Source organism: Ensifer sp. PDNC004 (assembly GCF_016919405.1).
Classification (GTDB): Bacteria; Pseudomonadota; Alphaproteobacteria; order Rhizobiales; family Rhizobiaceae; genus Ensifer.
Genome location: NZ_CP070353.1, coordinates 1,778,118 through 1,802,730, shown reverse-complemented (window position 1 = coordinate 1,802,730; position 24,613 = coordinate 1,778,118). Strand labels below are relative to the sequence as shown.

The 24,613-nt window shown below is 62.8% G+C and carries 28 protein-coding genes; 18 read left to right on the top strand and 10 right to left on the bottom strand.

Annotated elements, in window-relative coordinates:
* The first annotated feature begins 249 nt into the window (after positions 1 to 249).
* The 8 genes from JVX98_RS17010 to mucR all read left to right on the top strand — a co-directional run bounded on the left by JVX98_RS17010 (position 250) and on the right by mucR (position 7,015).
* The gene (locus JVX98_RS17010) at positions 250 to 2,610 is read left to right on the top strand and encodes a putative monovalent cation/H+ antiporter subunit A (RefSeq protein ID WP_205239256.1); all 2,361 of its coding nucleotides are present in this window, start codon (positions 250 to 252) and stop codon (positions 2,608 to 2,610) included.
* Positions 2,607 to 3,026, top strand: a complete 420-nt coding sequence (locus JVX98_RS17005) for a Na(+)/H(+) antiporter subunit B (RefSeq protein WP_192447473.1) — start codon at positions 2,607 to 2,609, stop codon at positions 3,024 to 3,026. Before JVX98_RS17010 ends, JVX98_RS17005 begins: the two co-directional genes overlap by 4 nt.
* On the top strand, positions 3,026 to 3,403 hold the full coding sequence (locus JVX98_RS17000) for a Na+/H+ antiporter subunit C (protein WP_192447472.1): 378 nt from the start codon (positions 3,026 to 3,028) through the stop codon (positions 3,401 to 3,403). Before JVX98_RS17005 ends, JVX98_RS17000 begins: the two co-directional genes overlap by 1 nt.
* A gap of 7 nt (positions 3,404 to 3,410) precedes the next feature.
* Positions 3,411 to 4,973 (top strand): Na+/H+ antiporter subunit D, encoded by a 1,563-nt coding sequence (locus JVX98_RS16995; protein WP_205239255.1) that lies wholly within the window; start codon positions 3,411 to 3,413, stop codon positions 4,971 to 4,973.
* Positions 4,970 to 5,446, top strand: coding sequence for a Na+/H+ antiporter subunit E (locus tag JVX98_RS16990; RefSeq protein WP_043620102.1), 477 nt, complete (start codon positions 4,970 to 4,972; stop codon positions 5,444 to 5,446). The genes JVX98_RS16995 and JVX98_RS16990 overlap by 4 nt, the downstream gene beginning before the upstream one ends.
* Positions 5,443 to 5,826: a cation:proton antiporter gene (locus JVX98_RS16985; protein WP_205239254.1), complete on the top strand. Its 384-nt coding sequence runs from the start codon at positions 5,443 to 5,445 to the stop codon at positions 5,824 to 5,826. The genes JVX98_RS16990 and JVX98_RS16985 overlap by 4 nt, the downstream gene beginning before the upstream one ends.
* A gap of 14 nt (positions 5,827 to 5,840) precedes the next feature.
* Positions 5,841 to 6,182, top strand: coding sequence for a monovalent cation/H(+) antiporter subunit G (gene mnhG / locus JVX98_RS16980; RefSeq protein WP_192448289.1), 342 nt, complete (start codon positions 5,841 to 5,843; stop codon positions 6,180 to 6,182).
* Positions 6,183 to 6,583: 401 nt separating this feature from the next.
* On the top strand, positions 6,584 to 7,015 hold the full coding sequence (gene mucR / locus JVX98_RS16975) for an exopolysaccharide biosynthesis transcriptional regulator MucR (protein ID WP_043620098.1): 432 nt from the start codon (positions 6,584 to 6,586) through the stop codon (positions 7,013 to 7,015).
* 210 nt (positions 7,016 to 7,225) lie between these two features.
* On the opposite strand, the gene JVX98_RS16970 is transcribed toward mucR, so the two are convergent.
* Positions 7,226 to 7,921 carry an isocitrate lyase/phosphoenolpyruvate mutase family protein gene (locus JVX98_RS16970; protein ID WP_205239253.1) on the bottom strand — a complete coding sequence of 232 codons (696 nt, stop codon included), beginning with the start codon at positions 7,919 to 7,921 and terminating at the stop codon, positions 7,226 to 7,228.
* Here JVX98_RS16970 and JVX98_RS16965 point away from each other — a divergent pair.
* On the top strand, positions 7,915 to 8,538 hold the full coding sequence (locus JVX98_RS16965; RefSeq protein WP_205239252.1) for a substrate binding domain-containing protein: 624 nt from the start codon (positions 7,915 to 7,917) through the stop codon (positions 8,536 to 8,538). The two genes, JVX98_RS16970 and JVX98_RS16965, sit on opposite strands and share 7 nt — an antisense overlap.
* Positions 8,539 to 8,771: 233 nt before the next feature.
* Here the strand turns inward: JVX98_RS16965 and JVX98_RS16960 are convergent, their stop codons facing one another.
* The 3 genes from JVX98_RS16960 to JVX98_RS16950 all read right to left on the bottom strand — a co-directional run bounded on the left by JVX98_RS16960 (position 8,772) and on the right by JVX98_RS16950 (position 10,715).
* On the bottom strand, positions 8,772 to 9,194 hold the full coding sequence (locus JVX98_RS16960) for a SufE family protein (RefSeq protein ID WP_192447469.1): 423 nt from the start codon (positions 9,192 to 9,194) through the stop codon (positions 8,772 to 8,774).
* 173 nt (positions 9,195 to 9,367) lie between these two features.
* Complete coding sequence (locus JVX98_RS16955) at positions 9,368 to 10,084, bottom strand: hypothetical protein (protein ID WP_205239251.1); 717 nt, start codon at positions 10,082 to 10,084, stop codon at positions 9,368 to 9,370.
* A 184-nt stretch (positions 10,085 to 10,268) separates the two neighbouring features.
* Entirely contained in the window at positions 10,269 to 10,715 is a 447-nt protein-coding gene (locus JVX98_RS16950) for a DUF5330 domain-containing protein (protein WP_205239250.1), read from the bottom strand.
* Positions 10,716 to 11,358: 643 nt separating this feature from the next.
* On the opposite strand from JVX98_RS16950, the gene JVX98_RS16945 reads away from it, so the two are divergent.
* The 4 genes from JVX98_RS16945 (at position 11,359) to JVX98_RS16930 (ending at position 15,284) form a co-directional block, all read left to right on the top strand.
* Positions 11,359 to 12,924: a HAMP domain-containing sensor histidine kinase gene (locus JVX98_RS16945; RefSeq protein ID WP_192448287.1), complete on the top strand. Its 1,566-nt coding sequence runs from the start codon at positions 11,359 to 11,361 to the stop codon at positions 12,922 to 12,924.
* Positions 12,896 to 13,858 (top strand): peptidoglycan-binding domain-containing protein, encoded by a 963-nt coding sequence (locus tag JVX98_RS16940; protein WP_192447466.1) that lies wholly within the window; start codon positions 12,896 to 12,898, stop codon positions 13,856 to 13,858. Before JVX98_RS16945 ends, JVX98_RS16940 begins: the two co-directional genes overlap by 29 nt.
* 78 nt (positions 13,859 to 13,936) lie before the next feature.
* Positions 13,937 to 14,296 (top strand): DUF1491 family protein, encoded by a 360-nt coding sequence (locus JVX98_RS16935; protein WP_205239249.1) that lies wholly within the window; start codon positions 13,937 to 13,939, stop codon positions 14,294 to 14,296.
* A 64-nt stretch (positions 14,297 to 14,360) separates the two neighbouring features.
* On the top strand, positions 14,361 to 15,284 hold the full coding sequence (locus JVX98_RS16930; RefSeq protein WP_205239248.1) for a MerR family transcriptional regulator: 924 nt from the start codon (positions 14,361 to 14,363) through the stop codon (positions 15,282 to 15,284).
* A 65-nt stretch (positions 15,285 to 15,349) separates the two neighbouring features.
* Here the strand turns inward: JVX98_RS16930 and JVX98_RS16925 are convergent, their stop codons facing one another.
* Entirely contained in the window at positions 15,350 to 16,423 is a 1,074-nt protein-coding gene (locus JVX98_RS16925; protein ID WP_205239465.1) for a DUF2336 domain-containing protein, read from the bottom strand.
* Between the two features lie 294 nt (positions 16,424 to 16,717).
* Here JVX98_RS16925 and JVX98_RS16920 point away from each other — a divergent pair, with 294 nt between their 5' ends.
* From JVX98_RS16920 to JVX98_RS16910, 3 genes are all read left to right on the top strand, one after another.
* Positions 16,718 to 17,422 carry an SH3 domain-containing protein gene (locus JVX98_RS16920; RefSeq protein WP_205239247.1) on the top strand — a complete coding sequence of 235 codons (705 nt, stop codon included), beginning with the start codon at positions 16,718 to 16,720 and terminating at the stop codon, positions 17,420 to 17,422.
* 169 nt (positions 17,423 to 17,591) lie between these two features.
* Positions 17,592 to 17,873: a hypothetical protein gene (locus JVX98_RS16915; RefSeq protein ID WP_192447462.1), complete on the top strand. Its 282-nt coding sequence runs from the start codon at positions 17,592 to 17,594 to the stop codon at positions 17,871 to 17,873.
* Positions 17,874 to 18,196: 323 nt separating this feature from the next.
* Positions 18,197 to 18,367, top strand: coding sequence for a hypothetical protein (locus JVX98_RS16910; protein WP_164475067.1), 171 nt, complete (start codon positions 18,197 to 18,199; stop codon positions 18,365 to 18,367).
* Positions 18,368 to 18,548: 181 nt separating this feature from the next.
* Here JVX98_RS16910 and JVX98_RS16905 read toward each other — a convergent pair whose 3' ends face one another.
* The 3 genes from JVX98_RS16905 to JVX98_RS16895 all read right to left on the bottom strand — a co-directional run bounded on the left by JVX98_RS16905 (position 18,549) and on the right by JVX98_RS16895 (position 22,038).
* The gene (locus JVX98_RS16905) at positions 18,549 to 19,094 is read right to left on the bottom strand and encodes a membrane protein (protein WP_043620085.1); all 546 of its coding nucleotides are present in this window, start codon (positions 19,092 to 19,094) and stop codon (positions 18,549 to 18,551) included.
* Positions 19,087 to 19,674 (bottom strand): DUF1214 domain-containing protein, encoded by a 588-nt coding sequence (locus JVX98_RS16900; RefSeq protein WP_192447460.1) that lies wholly within the window; start codon positions 19,672 to 19,674, stop codon positions 19,087 to 19,089. The genes JVX98_RS16905 and JVX98_RS16900 overlap by 8 nt, the downstream gene beginning before the upstream one ends.
* A 147-nt stretch (positions 19,675 to 19,821) precedes the next feature.
* Positions 19,822 to 22,038, bottom strand: coding sequence for a transglycosylase domain-containing protein (locus JVX98_RS16895; protein WP_246765033.1), 2,217 nt, complete (start codon positions 22,036 to 22,038; stop codon positions 19,822 to 19,824).
* Positions 22,039 to 22,190: 152 nt separating this feature from the next.
* Between JVX98_RS16895 and JVX98_RS16890 the strand changes: the two genes are divergently transcribed.
* The gene (locus tag JVX98_RS16890) at positions 22,191 to 22,658 is read left to right on the top strand and encodes a YcgN family cysteine cluster protein (protein ID WP_192448284.1); all 468 of its coding nucleotides are present in this window, start codon (positions 22,191 to 22,193) and stop codon (positions 22,656 to 22,658) included.
* 74 nt (positions 22,659 to 22,732) lie between these two features.
* Here the strand turns inward: JVX98_RS16890 and JVX98_RS16885 are convergent, their stop codons facing one another.
* Positions 22,733 to 23,071 (bottom strand): MmcQ/YjbR family DNA-binding protein, encoded by a 339-nt coding sequence (locus JVX98_RS16885; RefSeq protein ID WP_034789357.1) that lies wholly within the window; start codon positions 23,069 to 23,071, stop codon positions 22,733 to 22,735.
* A gap of 315 nt (positions 23,072 to 23,386) precedes the next feature.
* Positions 23,387 to 23,527, bottom strand: coding sequence for a hypothetical protein (locus tag JVX98_RS16880; RefSeq protein ID WP_192447458.1), 141 nt, complete (start codon positions 23,525 to 23,527; stop codon positions 23,387 to 23,389).
* 797 nt (positions 23,528 to 24,324) lie between these two features.
* Between JVX98_RS16880 and JVX98_RS16875 the strand changes: the two genes are divergently transcribed.
* Positions 24,325 to 24,579, top strand: coding sequence for a hypothetical protein (locus JVX98_RS16875; protein ID WP_192447457.1), 255 nt, complete (start codon positions 24,325 to 24,327; stop codon positions 24,577 to 24,579).
* The last annotated feature ends 34 nt before the right edge of the window (positions 24,580 to 24,613 follow it).

Sequence of the window (24,613 nt, the reverse complement as noted above, 5' to 3'; positions counted from 1 at the left end):
TCCAGAATGTTCGATCTATCCCCCGCCGCCCGATGAAGATGTTGCTAACAGCATTTTAATTGTTGTTGGCGGCCGCCGCCTAAAGCGCGCGAATCTGGTATTGCAGGGGCTCCGCTTCGGTTCGTCCGGCCGAACTGACGGACACATAACGCCGATTTTATCTGGATAAGGCTTGAGACCCCAACCCCCTTCTTTTATGTCGGGGGTTCGATCGATTATACGATGAATTAAAAGGAGCAGGCCTGGACGATGGATGTTGCGGCCCTGACATTTCTGGCCCTTGCACTGCCTTTCGTCGCGGCATTGCTCGCGCCGCTTCTGACGCGCCTTCTCGGCCACAATGCGGCCTGGGTGCTTGCGCTGTTCCCCTTGGGCATCGTTCTGCATTTCGCCGGTTTCTGGGCGGAAGTGGCCAAGGGCGAGGTGGTTACTGGCGGTTACGCCTGGATACCTTCGTTCAATGTCAGCTTTTCCTGGCTGATCGACGGGCTGTCGCTCACATTCGTCCTGTTGATTGCCGGCATCGGCATGCTGATCGTGCTTTATGCCGGTGGCTATCTGAAAGGCCACCCGCAGCAGGGACGGTTCTTTTCCTTCATCCTGATGTTCATGGGCTCGATGCTCGGGCTCGTGGTCTCCGACAGCTTCCTGATGCTGTTCGTGTTCTGGGAACTGACCTCGATCACCTCGTTCCTGCTGATCGGTTTCGATCATTCGCGCGAGGCGGCGCGGCGCGCGGCCCTGCAGGCGCTGGTCGTGACCGGGGGCGGGGGCCTGTTCTTGCTCGCCGGACTGCTGATCATCTGGAACGTCAGCGGCGTCACCCAGCTCTCGCTGCTGTCGGCCTTCGGGCCGGAGATGCGCGAAAGCCCGTTCTATCTGGCGGCACTCCTTCTCGTTCTCGGTGGCGCATTTACCAAGTCGGCGCAGTTCCCCTTCCATTTCTGGCTACCGAACGCGATGGAAGCCCCGACGCCCGTCTCCGCCTACCTGCACTCGGCGACGATGGTGAAGGCTGGCGTCTACTTGCTGATGCGGCTGAACCCGGTGCTCGGCGGCACGCCCGAGTGGCAGATCCTTCTGCCGCTCTTCGGGGGGGCGACGCTCGTCATTGGCGCGGCTCTTGCCTGCCGCCAGACCGACCTGAAGCTGATGCTCGCCTATACGACGATGGCGTCGCTCGGCCTGCTGGTCATGCTGATCGGGCTTGGCGTGCCCCACGCGATCGAAGCGGCGGTGCTCTACCTCGTTGCCCATTCGCTGTTCAAGGGCGCCCTGTTCATGGTCGCCGGCATTATCGATCACGAGACCGGCACGCGCGACGTGACGAGGCTCGGGGGCCTTCGCTCCGCCATGCCGCTCACCTTCGTCATCGCGCTTGCCGCGGCATTCTCGATGGGCGGGCTGTTTCCCTTCTTCGGCTTCATCGCCAAGGAGGAGATTTACTACGCTCTCTCCGGTTTTGATCGCCGTTCCCTGGTCTTTGCCGCAATCGCGATCCTCGGCAACGCGCTGATGTTCGCGGTGGCCTTTGCAGTTGCGCTGAAGCCGTTCATCGGCGCCAAGGTCGAGACGCCGAAGGCGGCGCACGAGGCGCCGATCCTGCTCTGGCTCGGCCCTGCGCTGCTTGCGGCCAAGGGGCTCTCCGCCGCCTTGCTTTCGGGGCTGACGCACGAACTGGTATCGACGCCGATGGCGTCGGCGATCGCGGGCGAACCGCGCGCGGTGACGATAACGGTCTTCCCGCACATCGGGGTGCCGCTCGCCATGTCGGCTGCGACCGCATTGATCGGCATCGCGTTCTACCTGAAGCTTGACCGCGTGCGCGCCTTCATGGCGGCGATCCTTTCCGATATCGGCTGGGGTCCGGATCGCGGCTTCGACCAGTTCATTCGCGGCCTCGTCCGTTTCTCCGTCGCGCTGACGCGACGGATGCAGTCGGGGCGCCTCGAAGTCTACATGACCGCTACCTTCATCCTGGTCGCCTTCGTGCTCCTGGTCGTGCCGATCGCCTATGGCGAGTTCCCGCGCGCGCCGTTCTTTGCCGCAGACGTGCCGCTGCATGAACTGGCGATCATGGCGATCGCGGTCATCGGCCTCGTCGCGGTGGTGCTTGCCGCCGACCGGCTGACCGCCATCGTCTCGCTCGGCATCCAGGGCTTTGCCGTTGCCGTTATCTTCCTGCTCTACGGCGCACCGGATCTGGCCTTTACCCAGTTCATGATCGAGACGCTTTCGGTCGTCGTGCTTGCGCTGGTGATGACGCGGCTCCGGCTTTCGCCGTCGGACCATCGTCCGCTTGCGCAGAAGATCCCGGATCTCGCCATCGCACTCGCCTGCGGTCTCGGCTTCGGGCTGATGCTGCTGAAGGTGACGGGGGTGCCCTTCGATACGACGCTCACCGACTTCTTCAACCTCTATTCGAAGTCGATCGCCCACGGCGCCAATGTGGTGAACGTCATCATCGTCGATTTCCGCGGCACGGACACGCTAGGTGAGATCGCCGTGGTGATGGTCACGGGCCTTGCGATCCTGTCGCTCGTTCGCCTGAGGGCAGGTTCGCTCCGGCGTATCGCCGATAACGATCCGGATGCGGAGGAGCGCGCATGAAGTCGGTGATTTTCCGCGCCGTCGCGCCGTTCCTTACGAGCCTGATGGTGTTGTTTTCGATCTTCGTCCTGTTGCGCGGCCACAACGAGCCGGGCGGCGGTTTCATCGGCGGCCTCATCGCGGTGTCGGCGCTGGCGATCTACGGCATCGCTTGCGGCGTCGAGACGGTGCGTCGTGCGATCTATTTCCACCCGATGGCGATTGCCGGGGCGGGCCTCCTGGCCGCGACGGTCGCCGGCCTGGTCTCGATCGCCGCCCGCGTGCCCTTCATGACCGGCCTGTGGATCTATCCTTCGGTGCTCGGCCTGGAAGTGCCGCTCTCGACGGTGATGCTGTTCGATTGCGGCGTCTATCTGGTGGTCGTCGGCGCGATCAGTTCGATTGCGCTTTCGCTCGAAGAGCGGGGAGGCGAGTAATGGAAGCCTGGTTCGCTCTGCTTGTCGGCATCTTCTTCACGGTCGCCGTCTATCTGCTCCTGTCGAAGTATATCATCCGGGTGCTGCTTGGCGTCGCCATCCTCGGCAATGCCGTCAACCTTTTGATCTTCACCGGCGGTCGGCTGACCCGCGGCGTGCCTCCGGTCGTCCCTGGCGATCAGGATGCGCTCGTCGGTCCCGCCGCCAACGCCCTGCCGCAGGCGCTGATCCTGACGGCGATCGTCATCTCCTTCTCCTTCTTCGCGTTTCTGCTGGTTCTCGCCTGGCGGGCCTACGAGGAGCTGCAAACCGACAACACCGACGAGATGCGCGTTGCCGAGCCGAAGGACGAGCCGGCCCCGCCGCTTGGATACTGACCGACCCATGGCCGCTACAACCTCTCCTCCCGCAGATCTCTCCGCCGCACTCGTGCTCGAGCCCGTCGCGTCTGCCGACTGGCTGGTGATCCTGCCGGTTGCCTGGTGCCTTGCAATCGGCGCACTGCTCGTAATGCTGCGCCGGAAGATCGATTGGCATCCCTACGTCGCCGTTGCCGGGCTGGCCGGGCTCGTCATCATCGATGTGCTTCTTCTGCGCCATGTGCTTGCAAGCGGACCGGTAACGATGGTGATGGGGCGCTGGCTGCCACCCTTCGGCATTGCCTTCACCGTCGACCTGACCGGCGCGCTCTTTGCGCTCACCGCCTCCGTCGTGGCGCTCGCAGGCGGCATCTATTCGCTTGCCGATATCAACGACAGCGGCCGGCGCTACGGCTTCTATCCGTTCCTGATGCTGCTGATGGCGGGGGTGTCCGGCGCCTTCCTGACCGGCGATGTCTTCAATCTCTACGTCTGGTTCGAGGTGCTGCTGATCTCGTCCTTCGGCCTGATCGTGCTCGGCTCCGAACGCGAGCAGATCGACGGCGCGGTGAAATACGGCTTCCTCAACCTCGTTGCGACCACCCTGTTCCTGATCACCACAGGCTATCTCTATGCAAGCTTCGGCACGCTCAACATGGCCGACATCGCCCGCAAGGCCGAGGGGCTCGCGGGCACTGCGCCGCTGATGACGCTGACGGCGCTGTTCCTGCTTGCCTTCGGCATGAAGGCTGCCGCATTCCCGGTGAATTTCTGGCTGCCGGCCTCCTACCATACGCCGCGCGTGGTGGTGTCGGCCCTGTTTGCCGGCCTTCTCACCAAGGTCGGGATCTACGCGCTCATCCGCGTCACCGTCATGCTGCTGCCGGTCGAGCGCGAGGAGTTGAGCTTCTTCATCGCCATTGCCGGCGCGCTGACGATGCTCGTCGGCGTGCTTGGTGCGCTGGCCCAGTCGGACTTCCGCCGCATGCTCGGCTATCTCGTCGTCTCCGGCATCGGCTCGATCCTCGCTGGCGTCGCCGTCGGCGGCCCGGGCGGTATCGGCGGCGCGATCTTCTATGCGCTGCATTCGATGCTCGTCATGACCGCGCTTTACCTGGCGTCCGGTATCGCAGCGAGGCTCGGCGGCAGCTTCTCGTTGACCTCGCTGGCAGGCCTCTATCGCCGCCATGCCGGTTTCGCGGCGCTGACGCTCATGCTTGCCTTCGCCGTGTCCGGCCTGCCGCCGTTCTCCGGCTTCTGGCCGAAGGTCATGCTGGTCAAGGCGGCGCTCGATATCGGCGCCTGGTGGCTGGCAGCCGTCCTGCTTCTGACCGGCTTCCTGACGACCATCGTCACCGGCCGTTTCTTCCTGCTCGCCTATTGGCGCGATGCGGGGTCCACTGAGGGCGCCTCTGCGTCCGCGACGATCGCGCCGGCGGCTCTGTTGCCGCTCACCGCCTTGACTGTGCTGGCGCTCGCCATCGGCCTTTATCCCGAGCCGCTGCTATCCATGGTTCAGAATGCCGCCGCAGGCCTTTCCGAGCCGTCGGCCTACCTGAACTCGGTCTTCCCGGGAGGTGCCCCGTGACCAAGTTCCTGACCATCAATCTCGTGTTCACGGCGATCTGGGGCGCGATCAGCGCCAGCTTCTCGCCGGCCAACCTGATCCTCGGTTTTGCCGTCGGAGCGCTGTCGCTCTTTCTCATCCGGCGCGAGCTTGAGCCCGTTGCCTACCCGGTGCGCCCGATCAAGCTCTTCCTGCTGACCGCGCTGTTCTTCAAGGAACTGGCGATCTCGGCGACCAAGGTCGCCTTGTTGGTCATCCAGCCGAAGATGGTGCTGAAGCCCGGCATCTTCGCCTATCCGCTGACGGTAAAGAGCGACTTCGAAATCGCGCTGCTGGCCAATCTCATCACGCTGACGCCGGGAACGCTGTCGGTCGACGTCTCCGACGACCGCAAGACGCTCTATGTCCATGCGCTCGACTGTGCCGATCCGGGCGGCCTCAGGCGCGATATCGCCAATGGCTTCGAGCGCCGGATCAAGGAGGCCTTCGAATGACCCTGTCGGCACATATCCTCGCCCTTGCCACCGGCTTTGCGCTGGCCGCGCTGTCGGCAGCGCTGCTGATAACGGTCTGGCGCATCATTCGCGGCCCGACGCTGCCGGACCGCGTGCTCGGCCTCGATATGCTGGTTGCGATCGCCATCGGCCTCATCGCCGTCGTTGCCATTCGCACCGGCTTCAACCTCTACATCGACATTGCCATCGCGCTCGGCCTTGTCGGCTTCCTGGCGACGGTCGCTTTTGCGCGCTTCGTGCTGGCGCGCGGCCTCTCGCCCGAGAAAGCCGTCGCCGACGGACGCGTGCCGCAGGCCAAAGGCGGGGCGGCGCCAAGGGGCAAATCGACGCAGCGCAAGCGCAAGGGAGGACGCCGATGAGCCCGGTGCTCGATATGGCCGTTACCCTGCTGGTCGCCGTCCTGTTGGTCGTCGGTGCGATCTTTTCGCTGCTGGCGGCGATCGGCATCATCCGTTTCCCCGATCTCTATACGCGCATGCATGCGGCCTCCAAGGCCGGCACGATCGGATCGGGCCTGTTGCTTCTGGCCGCGGGCGTGCATTCTCTCGATCCGGCTATTTTGATTCGCGCGCTTGCAGGCTTCCTTTTCTTCGTTCTGACTGCGCCGATCTCGGCTCATCTCTTGGCAAAAGCCGCACATCAGGCAGGTTACAGGCTGACTAAGCTGTCTGTCATAGATCAGCTTCCGCAAAAGGAAGAGCCGCGTTGCGACTGATCGACGACAGTTCTGAAACTGTATTTCAGAACATTACGATCGAGTGTGGCCATTTTAGCAATTTGGAGATAAACTTGCTAAGCGCCGCTAAATTTATGTTTGGACATTTCGCGCATCGATGTTAATCGAGTAAATGTAAAGTGTCGTCGTGGAAAATACTTTGATCTGAAATTCCAGCTTGAGTTGTGAATGTTGATCGTTGCTTTGAGAGTTCGGTCGTCACCGGTGACTCGGCAGCAGGTTTTGTAATCAAGTTCCAGCTCTTGATATCGCGGCCGGTGTTTCTCCTTGCCGCGTTGATGGTCCATCCCAAGGCAGCCAAGGCTTCCTGACGGCTCTTGCAAGCGTTCCTCCCCCGAAACGCCGTTTCGGGTTGTGCTTAAGTCCGATAGGAGAAAGAAATGACTGAAACAGCGCTTGGCGCGAGCCATGAACTTCTGGTTGAGCTGACGGCGGAAATCGTTGCCGCCTACGTCAGCAATCATGTGGTTCCGGTCGCCGAGCTTCCCACGCTGATCGCAGATGTGCATTCGGCGCTGAACAACACGGCGGCTCCCGCGCCGGTCGTCATTCCCGTCGAAAAGCCGAAGCCGGCCGTATCGGTTCGCAAGTCCGTTCAGGACGACCAGATCACCTGCCTCGAATGCGGCGGCACCTTCAAGTCGCTGAAGCGCCACCTGATGACCCACCACAATCTGTCGCCGGAAGAATACCGCGAGAAGTGGGACCTGCCGACCGATTACCCGATGGTCGCGCCCGCCTATGCGGAAGCACGCTCGCGCCTCGCCAAGGAAATGGGCCTCGGCCAGCGCCGCAAGCGCCGCGGCAAGTAAGACCAGTCGTCCCGCTGAAGATGCGGGCAGCCCGTGGTGGCTGCTTGGCCGTGAGCGGGAAATTCAATCACGATGGCCGGGCCTATGCGCCCGGCCATCGTGTTTCAGCCGCCTGGTCCACGGGGGCCCGCCACAAATGGATGCAGCATCACAACGTATCATGATCGCCCTTGGCGTCTGGGGAAGATGAGTGGGCGCATCCAGCGCGGCTCAAAAATATGCATTGATCTCCGGATATGGCGCCGCATGCTCAAAGAGCGCCTCGGACCGCCCATCGGCGAGGAAGTTCGTCACCAACGTCGACGTCTGCAGCCACAACGTCTGGGGAATCCATGACCTGACGCTGATCCGAGATAAACCAAGCGCGGATAGTTCAGCGGCGGCAGGCAAGCCGGGCCAGGCAATGACGTTCAGCAGCAGTTCGGTGCCTTTTGCGATTTCACGAATCTCGGTCCGATCGGTCACCCCGAGCACGAACAAGCCGTCGGCTCCCGCGTCCCGGTACTGTCTGGCGCGGGCAAGCACCTCCTTCACACGGTCGCTGGCGGCTGCGAGTGCTCGCGCGTAAACATCCGTGCGCGCGTTGATGTAGAGTCTGATGCCAAGCCGCTCCGCCGTCTCTCGGGTCCGCTCGATCTTGCGGCAGAGCAGATCCGGCGTGCCGGCGCCATCCTGGATGTTGATCCCAACCGCGCCGGCCTCGATGAAACGAGCGATCGTCCGGGCCATCTCCGCCTCGTCATCGGTGTAACCTGCTTCAATGTCGACGCTGAGCGGCACTCTGGTCACGCGGGCGATTGCTGCGACGCTTGCCAGGTGCCCGTACAGTGGAACGGCATTTCCGTCGCGATAGCCAAGTGACCATGCTACGCCGGCGCTGGTCGTCGCGATGGCACGTCGTGCCATATCTGTCGGCCTTCCTGGCTGCTTACCCGCAACTGCGGCTCGACCTTCTGATGACCGACCGATACGTCGATCTCGTCGCCGAGGGGGTTACGGTGGCAATCCGTATCGGCAATCTCCAGGACTCGAGCCTGGTCGCCCGCAAACTTCTCAGCAATCGCAGAATTCTCATGGCCTCGCCGGCCTATCTCGAAATCCATGGCGATCCCGCGGAGATTGATGAACTCAAGCGGTACGAATGCGTCGTGTCGACGGCAAACCACGACGGTGAGGTCTGGCGGCTGTTCGGCCCGACCGGAGGAAGGTCCTTTCGGCCGCGCGGGAGGGTGCGTGCCGACAACGGAGACGCGGTCCATCAGCTTGCCATCGATGGCCAAGGCATCGCCTTTCATTCTGAGGTGACCATGGCCGCGTCGATCCGCAGCGGCAAATTGGTTCAGGTACTCCCTCGTTGGGCAGGAAAGGAGACAGGCATCTATTGTGTTTGTCCGTCCCGGCCGATGGGGCCGGCGGCCCGGGCCTTGATTGATTTTCTAACCAACCGTTGGAAGGACGCCGTGACATTGGACATGGTCGAGCATCCGGCGGAAGAAGAGGTCAGTCTCCATGCAGGACGCTGACATGGGGCAAGCGGGACGGTTCGCCCCCTGACTTTTTCCCGCGTCGATGCCGGAGTTTGGCTCGAGCAGGCGACGTGCTGGCGCACCCTCCAGGAGAGGCAACTCCAAAACGTCGGCGTCCCGAAGTCCGGCCACGACGATTGCCACTACAGCGCGGCGCGTCATACCGGACGCGCAAAGGTCAGTGAAAGGTCGCGCGTCTTGAACGCGCGATGCTCGCCAATGGCTGCGCGTCAGGCCGCCAGGCGAAGCTCCGCCTCGTTCTTGATGCGGCGGATCATCGAGCGCAGGCCGTTGGCGCGCTGGGTCGAAAGGTGTTCGATCAGGCCGATCTTCCCGAAGGTGTCGATCGCGTCGGTCCTGGCGATTTCGGAGGCATGCTTGCCGGAGTAGATGGCCAGCACGATGGCGACGAGCCCGCGCACGATATGGGCGTCGGACTCGCCTTCGAAGTTGAGGACGGGATCCTCGGGATCGCCGGCCGCATTGGTGACGAGCCAGACCTGGCTGGCGCAGCCCTGAACCTTGTTTTCCTGCGTGCGCTTGGCTTCAGGCATCTCCGGCAGCGCCTTGCCGAGCTCGATCACATAGCGATAGCGATCCTCCCATTCTTCAAGAAAGGCGAAATCGTCGATGATCTGGTCGAGCGTCGTCATGGTCTGGTCCATTCGTCGGGAGATTATAAGCTCGACGGCCCTTGCCGCGAACACTTTCATCCCTGTTCTTGCCCGTCGCCTTCAGGCGCTCGGGCGTTCAGCCATCATATAGGCGATGGCAGAGCCATTGAGAACCGGCAAATGTGCGACGGATACGGCAACCGCTTTCCCGGTCAGACCGAGATACTTGTCGGGATGCTGAGGGAAACGGTCGTGCCACCGCCAGCGCTCTCGATGTTGCTAGTGGCGGCCGAAAGCGCCTGGCCGGCAGTACGGGCCTCATCCGCATCACGGCCGGATCCCTTGGCGCGCAATTCCTGCTCCGCCTTGCGCAGCAGTTGTTTCACCTGTTCGGCAACGGATTTGAGTTCGGCTGCCACCTTCGCCACGACGTCAGAGCTGTCGTTATCCCCGCCGAATTCGCGGTAGGCGCGCTCGGCAAAGCTTGCCGGTCCCGATGAGGGCTCAGCCTCACTGTCAGCGGTGGCATCGGCTTGCGCGCCCGACGTATCCGCCTGCGCGCTACCGGCATCGGCGAGCGCGGTGGCTGCCGTGGTGGCCGCAGCCGCGGCGGATGAGACGCCAGCTCCCCCGCCGCCGGCGCCGGCCAGCTGCTGGGCGGCCGTGCCGAGCTGTTGTGCAAGCTGCTTGGCAAGCCTTGCAAGCGTTTCCGGGTCCGATGCGAAGAACCGCAGCATGCGGAGCTGCTCCTTGACGTCGTCGAGCTTCTTTTTTGCGGCAGCAGCGCGGTTCGCGGCACTTTCGTCATTGCGGCCAAGAAGCAGGGCGGTTGACGCAGGGCTCTTGCTTTCGCCCACTGCTCCGAGGGCGGCGCCGGACGTTGCCGGACGTGTCACGCCGGCGTTCGAGAAAAGCCCATAGATCTGCATTGTCTGCCTCCGCGTGTCGGTGTGGCGGACCTAAACAGGCAGGGCTTGCGTGTGGCTGTGCGGCGAGAAAATCAGCGGTTGCGGGCGCAAAAAAGAAAACGCCGCGAGGGGATGGGTTCCTCGCGGCGGCCGCAACAGGACGGCAAGTCAGGCAGTAAGTCAGAAATGTGCGGAAGGGGTGGTGTTACTGGATAACGGCAGCCTTGGGGTCGAGGCGCCTTTCCGGAACCGGGGTGCGCTTGAAGACGGGTTCGGCGTCGATAGTGCTGACCTCGGTCGCCGGAGTTGCCACGTCGGCAGCCGGTGTGACCGTACCGGTCGTCACCTTGGCATCCGGCGTCGTGGCATCGGTTTCGGCAAACTGGGTGTCGAGGAATTCGTAGGCAATGCGGGCGCCTTCGCGGGCCCGGTGGCCCAGGGCAACGAAGGTTTCGGCACCCTTCTCGCAGACATCCGGCTTCTGGATGCAGATGGCGCTGATGTACTGGAAGGCCTCATTGGCAGCGGAGAAGGTGTCGCCCAGTTCTACTTTCGGGGCGTGTTCGAGTTTCTGCGCGCTCGAAGGGTCGAGGAATGGCAGCAACACCAGCACCAGCGAAAACCAGAATGTCGCCTTGATGAGAAACCACATGTTCTGCCCATCCTTCGTTCGGCTGCCGCGGCCCGCCAGTCTTGTAGCCGGCTTTTGCACCTTCGGCACCCCGCAGCGCCGTGGTATCCCCTGATACCCGTTCACGCCACCTTCTAAACCTTAGGAGCCTGCCGGCGTTCTCTTGGTGCCCGGCCCCTTGTTGAGATCGACTTTACGGCGGGAATCACAAGACGGCTTTTCGAAATCGAGCGGCATTTGCTTCAAATTTTAATGAAATGCCGGTGTCCGGCGATTTGCCGGGGCATTTGTGTCGCATTTTAGCGTTTGCCGTTAAGGTTCGTGGCAGAGCCGCGCGCGGCAACCCCGAAGGCAGCGGGAATCGCACCGCAAAACCCGCGCCACAATCGTTAACACAGTGCAGAAAATGCACAGAAATCCGCTGCTTACGCCCCATTAACCACAAGAAATGAAGGTCGCCCGATTTGGCTCAAAACGGGATTTTTCGACCGTTTCGCACGGTTCCGGCACGGCCGCGTTTATTCTTTCATTAAGCCGGGGATGCGAGATTCCGACATGTCACGAGGCGGCTTGAGTCTCGATCCAAAGGGTCGTGAAAACACAGAGTGTCGGTCTCGCAAGAACAACAAATGTAGCAGGGTAAAGCGTGAGCGTATTGCGTAACATGGCTGGCAGATGGACGTCCCGTGTGGACGAGGTCGCGGCCCTGTGGCTTCCCCGTCGTGAAGCGTCTTCGCCGGCCGATCTCCGCCACGTGAAGCGCCTGCGTACCCTCGCGGCCGTTTCCTTGACGGCTCTGCCGGTGGTGCCGCTTGCCCTGTCGCTCGCCATGCCCGTGTCTTCGGCTCTCCCTCTGGGCACCGCCCTTTGGGCCTCGGCCTCGCTGCTTGCGGCCGCTGGCGCGATTGTTCGCGGCCGCGCGCCGGAAGAGGTGGCCGCCGTATCGGAGCCGGTCGTGCCGGACCTCTCTGCCGCCTACGACCTCTTTGCGGGCCTGGTGACCGTGCACGATCTGCGCGGCAACGTGCTTTCTGTCCATGGCCGCGACGCGGCCGAGCATCTGACCCTGATGCGCGATCCGGCAGGACGCGGTTTCATCGAGCAGATCCACGTTTCCGATCGCATTACCTTCCTGAGCGCGATCGACATCCTTCGCCAGGGCGGCGACCGGGCGACGGTTGACATCCGCATCGAGCGGCGCACGTTGCCGATCGAGGGCGAACAGTTCGTCTACATGTCCTGCGAGTTGGCGCCGCTGCGCGACGACAATGGTCGCCTGGTCGCGATCCTCGCCCAGTCGCGCGATGTCTCGCAGGAAGCGGGCCTGCGTGCCGAAGCTGCAGCCAGAACCGCTGAGGCGGTATCGGCAAACGATGCCAAGACGCGGTTCCTGGCCGCCGTCAGCCACGAATTGCGCACGCCGCTCAACGCCATCCTCGGCTTTTCGGACGTGCTTGCAGGCGAATATTTCGGCAAGCTCGAGAACGATCGCCAGCGCGAATATGTGGGCCTGATCCACAAGTCCGGCGAGCACCTGCTTTCCGTCGTCAACACCATGCTCGACATGAGCAAGATCGAGGCCGGTCGCTACGAGCTGATGCCCGAGCCCTTCGGTGTCGCCGAGGCGGTTTCCGCCTGCGAGGCGATGCTGTCGCACCAGGCCACGGAAAAGGGCGTCAAGCTTGCAAGCCGCATCACCCGCGGTCTCGGCGAGATCAACGCGGACCAGCGCGCCTTCCAGCAGATCCTCATCAATCTGGTCGGCAACGCCGTCAAGTTCACCGATCAGGGCGGCGTCGTGACGATTGACGCGGAGGCCGACGGTGCGATGCTGAAGCTGTCCGTCAGCGATACCGGCATCGGCATTGCGGCTGACAAGCTGGCGCTGCTTGGTCAACCTTTTGTCCAGATCCAGAACGACTATACTCGCCGCTACGAAGGCACCGGCCTTGGCCTCTCGCTGGTCAAGGGCCTGGTTGCGCTGCACGGCGGAGAGCTTTCCATCCGCAGCCGCGAGGGCGAGGGGACCGTTATCGTCGTCACGCTACCGCGTGATGGCTCCGGTATCGCCTGCGCGGAGCAGGAGGAAGCACGTACACCGGTGACGGTGGAATTTCCGCCGCGCCTGAAGGATTGTGATGTCGCCCCGGCCGCCGAAGGGGGGCGGTTCGAGGGGAAAAGTTTGAACGAGGAACGGGGATATGGCGCCGCGCAAGCGAAAACAGCCTGAACGGAAGAAGGCCGCGCGGCAAACGCCCGGCCTGGCCGTGCGCGGGCTGGTCCTTGCCGGACGGGGTGCTGGGCTTGCCGGTCGTCTGATGGCGCGCCATCCGCTGGTGTCCGGCGGCTCGGCCGCCTTTCTCGTCGTGTTCTCCTTCGTTGCGGCCAATGCCATGTGGTATCAGCACGGCACGCACCCGTCGCCGCTTCTGCGCACCCGCGTTCCGCTCGTCAGCGCCGAAACGGCGCAGCGCATCGCGATCGCCAAGGGCGAGGAGATCGAGCCGCGAAAGGTAACCACCTTCGTCATCGAGCGCGAGGGTGAGGCGCAAGCTGAAAACGTCGAGGATGTGATCGCGGCCGCATCCGCGGATCCGCAGTCGGAAAAGCCGTCGCCCGAACGGGTGGCGAGCGTGCCGGATCCGGCGCAGTCGAAGCTTGTCTCGGAGATCCAGAAGGAACTGGGCCGCATTGGCCTTTATGACGGCGCGCCGGACGGGCGGAGCGGCCCGCGGACGGCAGCGGCAATCCTCCGCTTCGAGGAGCGGGCGGGCCGCACGGGGACCGGCGCGGCGAGTGTCGAGTTGCTCCAGGTCTTGAGATCTGCACCGGCTGAAAAGGCTGCCGCGGTTCCGGCCGGCCGACCGCTTTCGGAAGCCAAGGGCGGCGGCGTGGAGATTGATCCGGTCGCTGCAGCCATCCGCTCGGCCGAAAAGGAAAGCACCTTCGTTCCGCGTGCGGAAATTCCAGTGTCGAGCGAACTGGTGCTGAACATCCAGAAGGGTCTCAGCAACCTCGCCTATGCGGACGTGGCGGTCGATGGCGTTGCCGGAGAGCAGACGCGCGCAGCGATCCGCCACTTCGAAAAACATTACCGCCTGCCGCAAACCGGCGAACCCAATCCGCAAGTGCTGAAGAAGCTCAAGGAAATCGGCGCGCTCTGACGCATTTGATGCGCGCTCACCCCTGTCGTCGCTCAGGCGCGATTTGCCTCCTTCGCCGTGCGCGTGTATCAGCCTCCCATGCGCCTGAAGTCCCACATCTTCGTCTCGTCTCTGCTGCGTCGTGCGTTTTCGCTCGGCGGCTATGCGGCGGTGCTGCGCAAGGGAGCCGAGGACGCTGGCGCAATCTTCATTCGCCAACGGACGCGGATGGGTACCGAGACGCTCTTTGCCCCGGCGCCGCAGAACTTCTTCGCCGACGAGATCGATCTCGGCCGCAAGTTCGAGGTGCGGCTGCAGGACAGCGACGCCGAAAAGGTCGATGCGGCGCTTGCAAGCGAGATCCGCTTCGATCCGGATTGCTGGATCGTGGAGATCGAACTGGACGACCGCGGCGACCTGTTCGAGGTCGTTGCCGACGATGGCAAAGGCCGACCCTGACGCCTCTTGCCGATTGCACCGGCCTGCTTGACTCTCCACTTGGTGGAGGCCGTAGGACGCGTTCATGGACGATCAAATCTTTTCGATAGGCGAAGTTTCGAAGCTGAGCGGCATACCGGTCCGGCGGCTTCGGTTTTACTCGGACAAGGGGTTGCTGCCACCCTCCGCACGGACGGAGAGCGGCTACCGCATGTATTCCGGGGCCGACCTGGCGCGGCTGGACCTCGTGCTTGCCCTGCGTGAAGCGGGCGTGAGCCTCACGGATATCCGTAAGATCCTGGCCAATAGAACCTCGCTTGCCGACGTTCTGGCGTTGCGGCTTCAGACGCTCGAAACGGAGATCCGGTCAAAGCGCCGGATCGCCACGGCCCTGCGAATGGCTTTGAAGATCCATGAACCCTCCCCAACGGATCTCAGGAGATTGTGGACCGTGACCAGGATTTCAAAGACGGAATTTCGCGCCGCGCTCGAGCGTTTCTATGATGACGTCGCCGGCGGCGCGCCGATGGATGCGGCGTGGAAAAAGAAGATGATGGATGCCAGTACGCCAGATCTGCCCGAAGACCCGGCAGCCGAACAGATCGACGCCTGGGCGGAACTGATGGAGATGCTGTCCGACAAAGCCTATGCCGCCGAGATGCGCGCCCATATGTCGAACCTGTGGACCGAGGAATTCGACCCCGCTGCCTACGCCCAGGCGGCGGACGCCACCTTCGGGCGGGTGAGGGCAGCGATGGACAATGGCCTGGGGCCTCAGTCGGCGGTCGCCAGAGAAATCGCCGCCGACTGGCTGGCGCAGTCGGCAAGGGCGATGAAGCGGGCGCCGGATGAGGCTTTCCTGGATTGGCAGCTCGAACAGTACCGCAAGCACCACGCGCGTTCGGCGCGTTACCAGGAATTGATGGCGTTACTGCAAGGGCAAGCGCCGCAGGCCCCGACCGGTCGTGAGTGGAGTTGGATCATCGACGCGATGAAGCAGCTCTTCTAGGGTAGGGACCTCGGCTCCATTGGGCCGACATTGCCGGACATGCCCCGCGTGGGCGGAAGCATGTATCAGCCGCGGCGGCGGCCAAACAGTCGCTGCGGCTGCACGTTGACGGCCGTGGCTGCGACCTTGCGCGCGCCAACGTGGCGCGTGTCGTTGGCAGTGTTTTCGGCAAAATAGGCTTCGTGCCGTGCCGCGGGCGTAGCTTCTTCGGCTTCCGCCTTTAGCCACGCATCCAGTTGCGCGCGGCAGGCGCTGCGGTCCATGGCGCCGATCAAGGCTGCCGCATGGCTGGTGTCGCCAAAGGGCTCACGAAGATGCGGATAAAGGGCCTGAAGCACGAAACCGGCATCGGCCGCCTCGATGTCGAGCGCGACCAGGCTCGTTGCAAGGAGCTGTCCGGAAATATCGAGCAGGATACGCTCGACCTGCGCATCCCTGGTGTCGAGGGCCTGGCCGAGGACACGCGAAAACAGGATGATCTCGCCGCTCCTGGCAAAGCGCACGAGCAGTGCAGCCATGACGTCGGTAATCGTCGTCGACGAAGGCGTCTGTGGAATATCGCGCGACCGGGCGCCGGCAAGCGCCTTGATCTCGCCGCGAAGCGCTTCTTCGCGCGCCGAGCGCAACGAGGCGGCCTCGTCTTCCTGGCTCGTTTGTTCGGCTTCTGTCGCTTTCACGGCGCTGCTGCGCGCTGCCAGTCCCGGCGGGTTGTGATGTTCGACGAGCGCATCGACGACGAGGGGAGAGAGGTTCGGGCGGCGGCCGATGGCGGCGGCATGTTCCGGCCCGCGCTCGCGGATGATCGTTATCAGCGTCCGGTCCGCGATCGCCTTCGAGCGGGTCAGGAAAATCGCAGCGATGGCAATCGGCATGCCGCCGATCAGCGCTGCGACCGTCTCCGGGATTTGCTGGCATTGCGAAAGGGCTGCCGCCGCCTGGCGGCGGGCTTCGTTGCTGGAGCCGAGGAACAGCGGCTCGAACAGCTCGGCAAATTGCTTCATGTCGGACTTGCGGGGGAAACGCAGGCTTTCGAAACCGGTGACGGTCGCCATCAGGACGACGTCCTTCAAGCGGCCAGTCTGTGGCCTTTCCAACTCACGAAAGCGATCCGTCACGATAATTCCTTGCACGCAAAACATGATCGCCATTGCCGGCGATCCGGAACGGCACACGTCGCAAAAATTAGAAGAAAAGCGTTAGCGCACTGTTAACTATGGATGTTGGAGCTTTATTCAGGCTTGCGGCACCCCCAGGGCGCGCGATGCGCCCATGGATCGCGCTATCGGAACGGCAAAACTCGGGGACATCCGCGGCGCCAGCCATAAAAAATCCACATGCTGTCATGAGTTATCGCGGCGACGGTGAAGGGCCCGGACGCCCGCCGACGTTTGGGGCCATGTGAAGAGGGGCCTCTCCATGGGAGATATGGAACTGTGAAGAAATTTATTCTGCGCGCAGCGGCGGTCTGCGCGCTCCTCGTGGCGCCGGCGATTGCTCAGGCGGCCGAGGGTTTTGCCACCGCCAACGTCAACATGCGCTCCGGCCCGAGCACGCGCTACCCGGCGGTATCGATGATCCCGGTGGGCGAATCAGTCGAAATCCACGGCTGCCTTGCCGACCTTCCGTGGTGCGACGTGTCGTTCTACGGCGGCCGCGGCTGGGTTGCTGGGCGTTATGTCCAGGCCGACTATCGCCGCAACCGCGTCTATGTCGAGCCGCGCTACTATCGCCCGCTCGGCATTCCGACTGTCGTCTTCCAGTTCGACAGCTATTGGGACCGCAACTACCGCGGCCGCGACTTCTATCGCGATCGCGACCGCTGGCGCCGCGGACCGGATTGGGTCGATGACCGGCGTGATCGCCGCGACTGGGAACGGCAGCGCGAGCGTGACCGCCGTGACTGGGAGCGCGATCGCCGAAAGGAACAACGCGACTGGGAACGCAGGCAGCGCGACGAGGACAAGTGGCGCGACGACGAATGGCGCCGTCAGCGCACGGAACGCGAGGACCGCCGTGACTGGGAACGCCGCAGCGATGGTGGCGTGCGCGTTCGGCAGGACGACGGCACCGTCTATGAGCGCGCCCGCCCGGCTCCGATGGTGCGCTGCCAGATCGACGATCCCTACTGCGAGAACTGATCCGGGCACCACGCATCGGTGCGGCCCGGTCTGATGAAAAGTCTGAGTGGAAAAGAGCGGGCGGCCCTGGTCGCCCGTTTTGCGTTTCGCAAGATCCGCTTTCAACCGACTTTGGCGGAACCAAACTCCAGCCGGCGCGTTGAGCCCGCGCAGACAAGGGAGCGTTGTAATGGTCGAAAAGAAACTGCAGGCGGTGGAAAAAGTTGCCATGAGTGAAGCGGAATCAGGCGCTCGCGCCGAGGTCGATGCACAGATCGCCGAGTTGCGCGCGGAAATCGCCCGGCTGACGGAAACGGTCTCAGCGATCGGAACGAGTACGAAAGCGGTTGTGCAGAGCGAGGCGGATCTCCTCGCAGAGCGCGTGAGAGAGCGTGTGCGTGACGAGCCGCTATCGACCCTGGTCGCCGTTGCGGGTGTGTCCTTCCTGTTCGGTTTGATGTCCCGCCGTTAGCGGCAGAGGCGAGGCTTCGCCCGGATTGCCGCTGTTACCTTGGATACATCGCCAGGGCCGGTCGGCAGACATACTGAACGCAGGTTGGGGTTGCAGAACGTGTATTAGTAATCTGTTAACCAACCTGTGGCTCAATCGAAGTGGGCCCTGTATTATCGGGCCGCGTCGTGAACCAGAACAGCAACATCCGGGCGACCGGAAGAAGGAGCAAACGAGAAAGGCGCGCCTGTCCAGGGAAGATCTGGGAAAATGCGCTGGCCCGAGAAGGGCAGGGTGAAATCTGTACGGTAGTTCATCCGTCTCAAGACTTTGTGGAGACGAGCATGGCAGACGTGATCAGAATTCAGGACCGCAAGGTCCGTATACCGCCGCACCGGCCTCCGGCCATTTCGGGTGGAGCGAAAGTGCTGCTGTTCACCGGCATCCGCTACGAGCGCCTCGATCGCGACCCGCAGCCGACCGCACCGGACGGGCGCCGCATCAAGAAGCAGTGAGCCCCAGCGCTCCTGCGCAATGGGCGAGCGAAACGGTCGCGTTCAAGTCACTGTTCTTGCCCGGTACCTCGGGCCTCTCTCCTATGCACCGCTGCGCTCGACGCGGTATCGGATCATCGCCGCGTATCTCGGCGCAGCTTTATAAGTTTGCTGCTGTTGGCCGACGTCTATCCAGGATCGTCTAGCGACGGAACGGTTCGCAGGTCGATTCCGCAAGGAAGTTGCGGACCTGCTCTTCGAAGCTGTCGACCGGCGCCATCGCTCTCAGCACGGCAAAGCCATCCTGTTCCTTCATCTCGATCATGATCGATTGTGCGAGCGCCTGCGGCGGAGACTTTCGCAGCTCGACCAACTGGATCGGCGTTGCGACGACGAGGTCGAGCTTGCCGTTGACCGCCGTGTGGTCGTTCATGCTGAAGACTTCATTCGAATTGCCGTCGAAGACGGCCAGCGACCAGAACGGTACGTTGCCACTGGCGAGGAAACGCGCCGGTCCGTCCGAGATCGAGAAGCTGCAGACCGCGGTTCTCAGATAAGGATCGTCGTTGGCAAGGCCGGTCGGGCCAGGCGTGCTGGTCAGCGCAAAGAAACTGTCCATCTCCAAAAGCCCGAGGACGCGGGTATAGGCGTCACGGCCCGTGAACTGCGGCAGCGCCAGCACGATGATGATGTGCAGCAGCGCAGCGCCGACCAGGCCGAGGATCGTGGCAAAGAGAACGCTACGCATCGCCGCAACCCGTCTTGGTGATCACCGGCATGGCGAGATCGATCAGGCCGGAGGAGCCGGCCGTCGGCGTATCGAGCAGCGTCAGCACCAGCCGGAACGTGCCCGCGTGGCGCACGGCCAGCCAATTGTCGGGCTGTGCGTTCGGCGACACATGGATGGTGAAGTTGCTGTTTTCGCCGCGCAGGACCGTCCAGGAGTTGAGCGCGGAGGGGAGGTCGGAGCCGGGCCGCAGCGGCAGGCCCTCTGCATTCGCGGCGTAAAGCGTCCAGAAGCGGGCCTGTGGGGTCAGCCCAGCAACATCATAGGAGCAGGCCGCCTGGAGCTTTTCGCCCTTGCTGTCGGCCTGGGCGCTGAACATCAGCCCTTCGGCGCCGCCATAGAGCAACTCGCCGGCGCGCGCCCGATGCGCCTTGGCATAGGGGTCGGCATTGGCCGTCTGCGCCTCAGGAAAGGCGACCCAAGGGCCGATCGCGATCGAGCCGAAGCCGACGGTCGCTTTCAGCGCCCATACCGCCGAGGCGATGCCGCCGCCGAAGGCGATGGCAAGGGTAAGCGCGACGAGGAAGGGGATTCGAAACAAGGGCGACTCTACCGGATATGGTCCCGCGGCGTAGCACCGCCGGGTTGACCCACTATGTCGCCGAAATCCGCGGCCGGCGCAACGGCGACGACCTCGAACCGGACATCGCAACCGGGATACGAAAGCAAGGCGGGCATGGCCGAACGGTCAGTTGCTGGCTGCATCGGGCTTTGCCTGTCCGGATCGTGGTTCTTCAGCCGCGCCGAGAGAGGCAAGCTTGCCGCCGGCCTTCTCGGGTGCCTTCAGTGCCGGTGCCTTTTCGAAGGTCTCGCCGATGCTGCGCAGAAGCCGGGTGACGTCGGTCGAAAGCGAGCGCGGCCGCACCAACGGCGGCAACGCGTTTTCGTCCGGCTTCGCTGACGCCACCTGCGGCGGCTGCTTTGCCGGCGTCGTCGGCGCGGTAATCCCTGGGATCGTCCGGTGTTCGATGCCCTGCTCGGCGTAGTCCATCAGCCGCTTGAAGGTCATCGCCGGTAGCGAACCGCCGGTCATGTTGTTGGTCGAGGTGTAGTCGTCGTTACCGAACCAGACCGCAGTCGTATAGTCACCGGTGAAGCCCACGAACCAGGCGTCGCGATAGGCCTGCGTCGTGCCGGTCTTGCCGCCGACGACGATGCCGTTGTCGAGCGCGGCCTTGCGCGCCGTGCCGATGATCGGGATCTGCGTCAGCATGGAGTTCATCGACGTGTTGGCGGTTTCGGAGAGGATGCGCCGCGCCGGCGGCGCGTCGCGTCCGAAGTCGTAGAGAATGTCGCCGTCATAGTTGAGGATCTGGCTGATCCCGTGGCGGCGTGACTGCATGCCGCCGGCCGGAAACACCGCGTAGGCGGTCGCCTGGTCGAGCACGGTCACTTCCGATGTGCCGAGCGGCATGGTCTTGTCGGTCCGGATCGGGGTCTCGATGCCCATGTCCTTGGCCGTTTGGGCGATCAGGTCCGTGCCGAGCTTGTCCTTTGCGAGGCGCACGGGAATGGTGTTGATCGACTTGGCGATGGCCGTCAGGATGGTGATGCGGCCGGCATAGCTGCGGCCATAATTCTGCGGCGACCATCCGCGCCAGGTGATCGGCGCGTCGACGACGACCGTCTCCGGCGTCATGCCTTTTTCCATCGCTGCCGCGTAGGTATAGACCTTGAAAGATGAACCCGGCTGGCGCAATGCGCGGGTGGCGCGGTTGAACTGACTCTCGCCATAGTCGCGGCCGCCGACCATGGCGCGCACGGCGCCGCCGTTCTCGACCATCACCAGCGCACCCTGCTTGACGCGGAAGCTCTCGCCATATTGGCGCAGGCTCGATTCCACCGAATCCTCGGCGGCATTCTGCAGGCCCATGTCGATGGTAGTGCGCACGATCAGCGAATGTTGCGCGAAGGGGCGGGCGATGCGCTGGACTTCGTCGAAGGCCCAGTCGAGGAAGAAGTCGGGCGCCTTCACCTGGGCGCGATCGATGACTGTCGCCGGATTGAGGCGCGCGGCGATCACCTGACCCTCGGTCATCAGGCCACCCTGGACGAGGTTGGTCAGAACCTCGTTGGCGCGTCCGCGTGCGGCTGGCAGGTTGACGTGCGGCGCGTAGCGCGCCGGCGCCTTGAAGAGGCCGGCAAGCATCGCCGATTCCGCCAGGCTGACATCGGTGATCGACTTGCCGAAATAGAACTGCGCCGCAGCCGCCGCACCGAAGGTACCGCCGCCCATATAGGCGCGGTCGAGATAGAGCCGGAGGATTTCCTTCTTCGACAGGTTGCATTCCAGCCAGACGGCGAGGAAGGCTTCCTTGATCTTGCGTTCGATCGTCCGCTCGTTCGACAGGAAGAGGTTCTTGGCAAGCTGCTGCGTCAATGTGGAGCCGCCCTGCACGACACCGCCGGCGCGGGCGTTTTCGGTCATGGCACGGGCAAGGCCGAGGAAGTCGATGCCCCAATGGTCGAAGAAGCGCCGGTCTTCGGTCGCCAGCACTGCCTTGATAAGGTGATCCGGCAGCTCGTCGATCGGTACGGAGTCTTCGTGGATGATGCCGCGGTGGCCGATTTCATTGCCGTAGCGGTCGAGGAAGGTGACGGCGAAATCGCTCTGGGCGCGCCAGTTGCCCTTGGTTTCCTCGAAGGCGGGAAGGGCGAGTGCCAGCATCAGCACAGAGCCGACCGTGCCCCAGTTCATGCCTTCGCCGAGCACCTCGAAGACGACTTTCTTCCAGCCCGTGGCGCGGAAGCGGCGGAAGAAGATGGTGGTGTCTTCCCACCATTGCCCCAGCTTGAAGCCGGCATTCCAGACTGTGGAATCGATCCAGGAGTCGATCCTGAGAAAGATGTGCCGTTTCTTCGGCCGATTATCGTCTTTCCTCGGTTCCCGCACGGTCTCAACCACCTGAAGGCTCTACGGCATCATGCCGGCGCCATGTAATATTTGCACGGCGTCAAATTCCAATCTACTTGCATATCGCGCCGCCGGCCTTAAAAAACCGGCAATTTTCTGCGAAATTTCTGTATCGCGAGCGATTTGACGAAAGTGTGATGACGATGGGCGAAATGCCTTTCTGGAAGGCGAAAAGCCTTGAAGACATGACCGACACCGAGTGGGAAAGCCTCTGTGACGGCTGCGGCCTCTGTTGTCTCAACAAGCTCGAGGATTGGGACACGAGCGAGATCGCCTGGACCTCGATCCGCTGTACGCTTCTCGACGGCGAGAGCTGTCGCTGCAAGGACTATCCCAACCGCCAGGCGACTGTGCCCGACTGTATCCAGCTGACGCCGAAGGCCGTGCGCGAGATAACCTGGCTGCCGCCGACCTGCGGCTACCGGCTGGTGGCCGAAGGGCGCGATCTCTATTGGTGGCATCCGTTGATTTCGGGCGATCCGGAAACGGTTCACGCCGCCGGCATTTCCGTCCGCGGCCGCACCGTTGCGGAAGACGGCATCGATGTCGACGATTACGAGGATTATCTCGTCACCTGGCCGCTGGAAGTCGGACAGGAAAACTTGGACTAACAAGGGGTTAGCCGAAGTGGCGGAATCGTTTTGGCAGTGCGGCGCCGGCAGGGCCGTTCTGCCCCAACGAAACTCTAGTGGCTGCCGCCGTTCTTCTTGACGAGGCTTTTCGGCGCAACATTGCGCCATGCCGTTTCCATCGACTGCCGCACGAGATCCTCGTCGGCCTGTACGAAATAGAGCGAGGTCCAGCCACGGTCGCCCCAACCTCCCGGCACCGCGGCGCAGACGCCGGGCTCCATCTCCAGAAGCATGCGCTGCTGATCGGGCGTGAACTTGAAAACGGCGCGCCCGGCTTCCGGCAGGCTCATGAAAATACGCTTCCCAACGCGGAAATCTCGCGTTCCGAAATGCGCATTTTCCTCCGTTCCGGGCAGGCTCAGCGCGAGTCTTTCGATCTCTTCCGTCAGCATGAAGAAAGATTAACATGCTTTTGCCGAATGGCAAAAAGGCTGAAAATCACTACAAAAATTGCAAGGGGCGCCCTTGATGCGCGCGCTCGAAAAGGGCGCTAGCGGAGCCTGATCGGGCTGCCTGGATGGGCTTTGGCATCGGTGGTGCCTCGCCGGCCGCACTGGGGTGGAAACGTCGCGACCAGCGGTGATAGCCTCACCGCCGGTCTGCTAAGGACTCACCGAAAAGCGCTCTGAACGAGCGCTGTCCGACGACAATCTAGGGAAATCGAAGGGCAGGGCTGGTGACGCGCAGGCGCGCCACTCAGGCGGGCCTTATTCCGCCGGTGCGACCGGCTTCGGCGTTGCGTCGCTCGCGGCGCGCATCTCACGCCATTCGCTCTCGAAACGGTCGAGCAATGATTGCGGTACTTTGGACTGCTGAGATGCGGGCTGGTTGTTTGCGAGCGTCTGCATGCGATCCTCCCGGGTTCTGTGACGGTTTCGTGATGTATGATGTGGCGGACAATTTCACATCGCAAAGGCTTTGTAAATCAGTGGCTTAAATCATTTAAACGATTGAAAAATCTTTAAATCGATTAATTTTTCGTTTATACACAGCACGCATCGCGCCTGGTCGTCAACAGGTTTAAGTTGCAGCTATTTTTGAAGTAATTTGCGCGCATAGATTGTGGCAAAAGGGTCGGCCGGTTCGCAGTGCTGTGTCTAAGAAGACGACACTGCTGCGGGCGTGATCGGTGCCGTGGTGACGCATTGCCTCGGCAGGGCCGAGGGCCGTGATGGCCGAGCCTTGTTTGAAAGGGCGCCGAACCTGAATCAGTTTCTGAAGTGTTTGAATCACGCTGCGAGCGACATCCGCCAAGCGATTCAAAAGAATCGGCAAAATGGGTGCGCAGCCATGCCGCCCTCGATCGGGAACGGCGCTGTTTAGGTCAGCAAAACGATCCTAGCGAAACATGCTTAACGAAAGCTGACGGTTGGGCTGTTCCGTCTGGTGGCCTTGGGTTCCGGGCCGCGTTCCTTGCGCGATCGCGTCGCTCAAACTGTCGCAGGACGCGGCTATGGCTAGGCAACGGATTGGCCGATGCGGGTTTCCTCCAGGGAAGAATCGCCGCAATCTAAGGTCGGATTTCGGGGGAGGTGATGCGTTTCCCGATAGTGCTTGCCGGTCCGAAAGGCCGACATTCATTTGCCATTCAGCCTCGTTCGTTTATTCCTTCTGCCATGATGCTTCCCAAGTCGAAAGTGCGTTCATGTCTTCACCAGTGATCATAGCCGCGCTTGCTGCAGGCCTCGCCGGCTTCAGCCCGCCAGCGATCAGCGTGCCGTCGGATCTTGTCGTTCGTGTGGCCGGCGATTGCAGTGCGGCTGCCGCGCAGGTCGTGGCCGACACCGGCGGCGAGTTGCTGTCGGCGCAGCCGACGTCCGATGGTCAGTGCGTGATCACCGTGCTTGTTCCCGGCAATGGCGGTAGGCCGAAGAAGGTAACCGTCAAGGTGCCGATGTAGGCTATCCCTGCAGCGCCGTGTGCCGTATCAGGCG

What these genes read in the sequence shown, in the direction of transcription:
- JVX98_RS17010 (WP_205239256.1), top strand. Translation starts at nt 250, where the DNA reads ATGGATGTTGCGGCCCTGACATTTCTGGCCCTTGCACTGCCTTTCGTC.
- JVX98_RS17005 (WP_192447473.1), top strand. Translation starts at nt 2,607, where the DNA reads ATGAAGTCGGTGATTTTCCGCGCCGTCGCGCCGTTCCTTACGAGCCTG.
- JVX98_RS17000 (WP_192447472.1), top strand. Translation starts at nt 3,026, where the DNA reads ATGGAAGCCTGGTTCGCTCTGCTTGTCGGCATCTTCTTCACGGTCGCC.
- JVX98_RS16995 (WP_205239255.1), top strand. Translation starts at nt 3,411, where the DNA reads ATGGCCGCTACAACCTCTCCTCCCGCAGATCTCTCCGCCGCACTCGTG.
- JVX98_RS16985 (WP_205239254.1), top strand. Translation starts at nt 5,443, where the DNA reads ATGACCCTGTCGGCACATATCCTCGCCCTTGCCACCGGCTTTGCGCTG.
- mnhG (WP_192448289.1), top strand. Translation starts at nt 5,841, where the DNA reads ATGGCCGTTACCCTGCTGGTCGCCGTCCTGTTGGTCGTCGGTGCGATC.
- mucR (WP_043620098.1), top strand. Translation starts at nt 6,584, where the DNA reads ATGACTGAAACAGCGCTTGGCGCGAGCCATGAACTTCTGGTTGAGCTG.
- JVX98_RS16970 (WP_205239253.1), bottom strand. Translation starts at nt 7,921, where the DNA reads ATGGCACGACGTGCCATCGCGACGACCAGCGCCGGCGTAGCATGGTCA.
- JVX98_RS16960 (WP_192447469.1), bottom strand. Translation starts at nt 9,194, where the DNA reads ATGACGACGCTCGACCAGATCATCGACGATTTCGCCTTTCTTGAAGAA.
- JVX98_RS16955 (WP_205239251.1), bottom strand. Translation starts at nt 10,084, where the DNA reads ATGCAGATCTATGGGCTTTTCTCGAACGCCGGCGTGACACGTCCGGCA.
- JVX98_RS16950 (WP_205239250.1), bottom strand. Translation starts at nt 10,715, where the DNA reads ATGTGGTTTCTCATCAAGGCGACATTCTGGTTTTCGCTGGTGCTGGTG.
- JVX98_RS16945 (WP_192448287.1), top strand. Translation starts at nt 11,359, where the DNA reads ATGGCTGGCAGATGGACGTCCCGTGTGGACGAGGTCGCGGCCCTGTGG.
- JVX98_RS16940 (WP_192447466.1), top strand. Translation starts at nt 12,896, where the DNA reads ATGGCGCCGCGCAAGCGAAAACAGCCTGAACGGAAGAAGGCCGCGCGG.
- JVX98_RS16935 (WP_205239249.1), top strand. Translation starts at nt 13,937, where the DNA reads ATGCGCCTGAAGTCCCACATCTTCGTCTCGTCTCTGCTGCGTCGTGCG.
- JVX98_RS16930 (WP_205239248.1), top strand. Translation starts at nt 14,361, where the DNA reads ATGGACGATCAAATCTTTTCGATAGGCGAAGTTTCGAAGCTGAGCGGC.
- JVX98_RS16925 (WP_205239465.1), bottom strand. Translation starts at nt 16,423, where the DNA reads ATGTTTTGCGTGCAAGGAATTATCGTGACGGATCGCTTTCGTGAGTTG.
- JVX98_RS16915 (WP_192447462.1), top strand. Translation starts at nt 17,592, where the DNA reads ATGGTCGAAAAGAAACTGCAGGCGGTGGAAAAAGTTGCCATGAGTGAA.
- JVX98_RS16910 (WP_164475067.1), top strand. Translation starts at nt 18,197, where the DNA reads ATGGCAGACGTGATCAGAATTCAGGACCGCAAGGTCCGTATACCGCCG.
- JVX98_RS16905 (WP_043620085.1), bottom strand. Translation starts at nt 19,094, where the DNA reads ATGCGTAGCGTTCTCTTTGCCACGATCCTCGGCCTGGTCGGCGCTGCG.
- JVX98_RS16890 (WP_192448284.1), top strand. Translation starts at nt 22,191, where the DNA reads ATGGGCGAAATGCCTTTCTGGAAGGCGAAAAGCCTTGAAGACATGACC.
- JVX98_RS16885 (WP_034789357.1), bottom strand. Translation starts at nt 23,071, where the DNA reads ATGCTGACGGAAGAGATCGAAAGACTCGCGCTGAGCCTGCCCGGAACG.
- JVX98_RS16880 (WP_192447458.1), bottom strand. Translation starts at nt 23,527, where the DNA reads ATGCAGACGCTCGCAAACAACCAGCCCGCATCTCAGCAGTCCAAAGTA.
- JVX98_RS16875 (WP_192447457.1), top strand. Translation starts at nt 24,325, where the DNA reads ATGTCTTCACCAGTGATCATAGCCGCGCTTGCTGCAGGCCTCGCCGGC.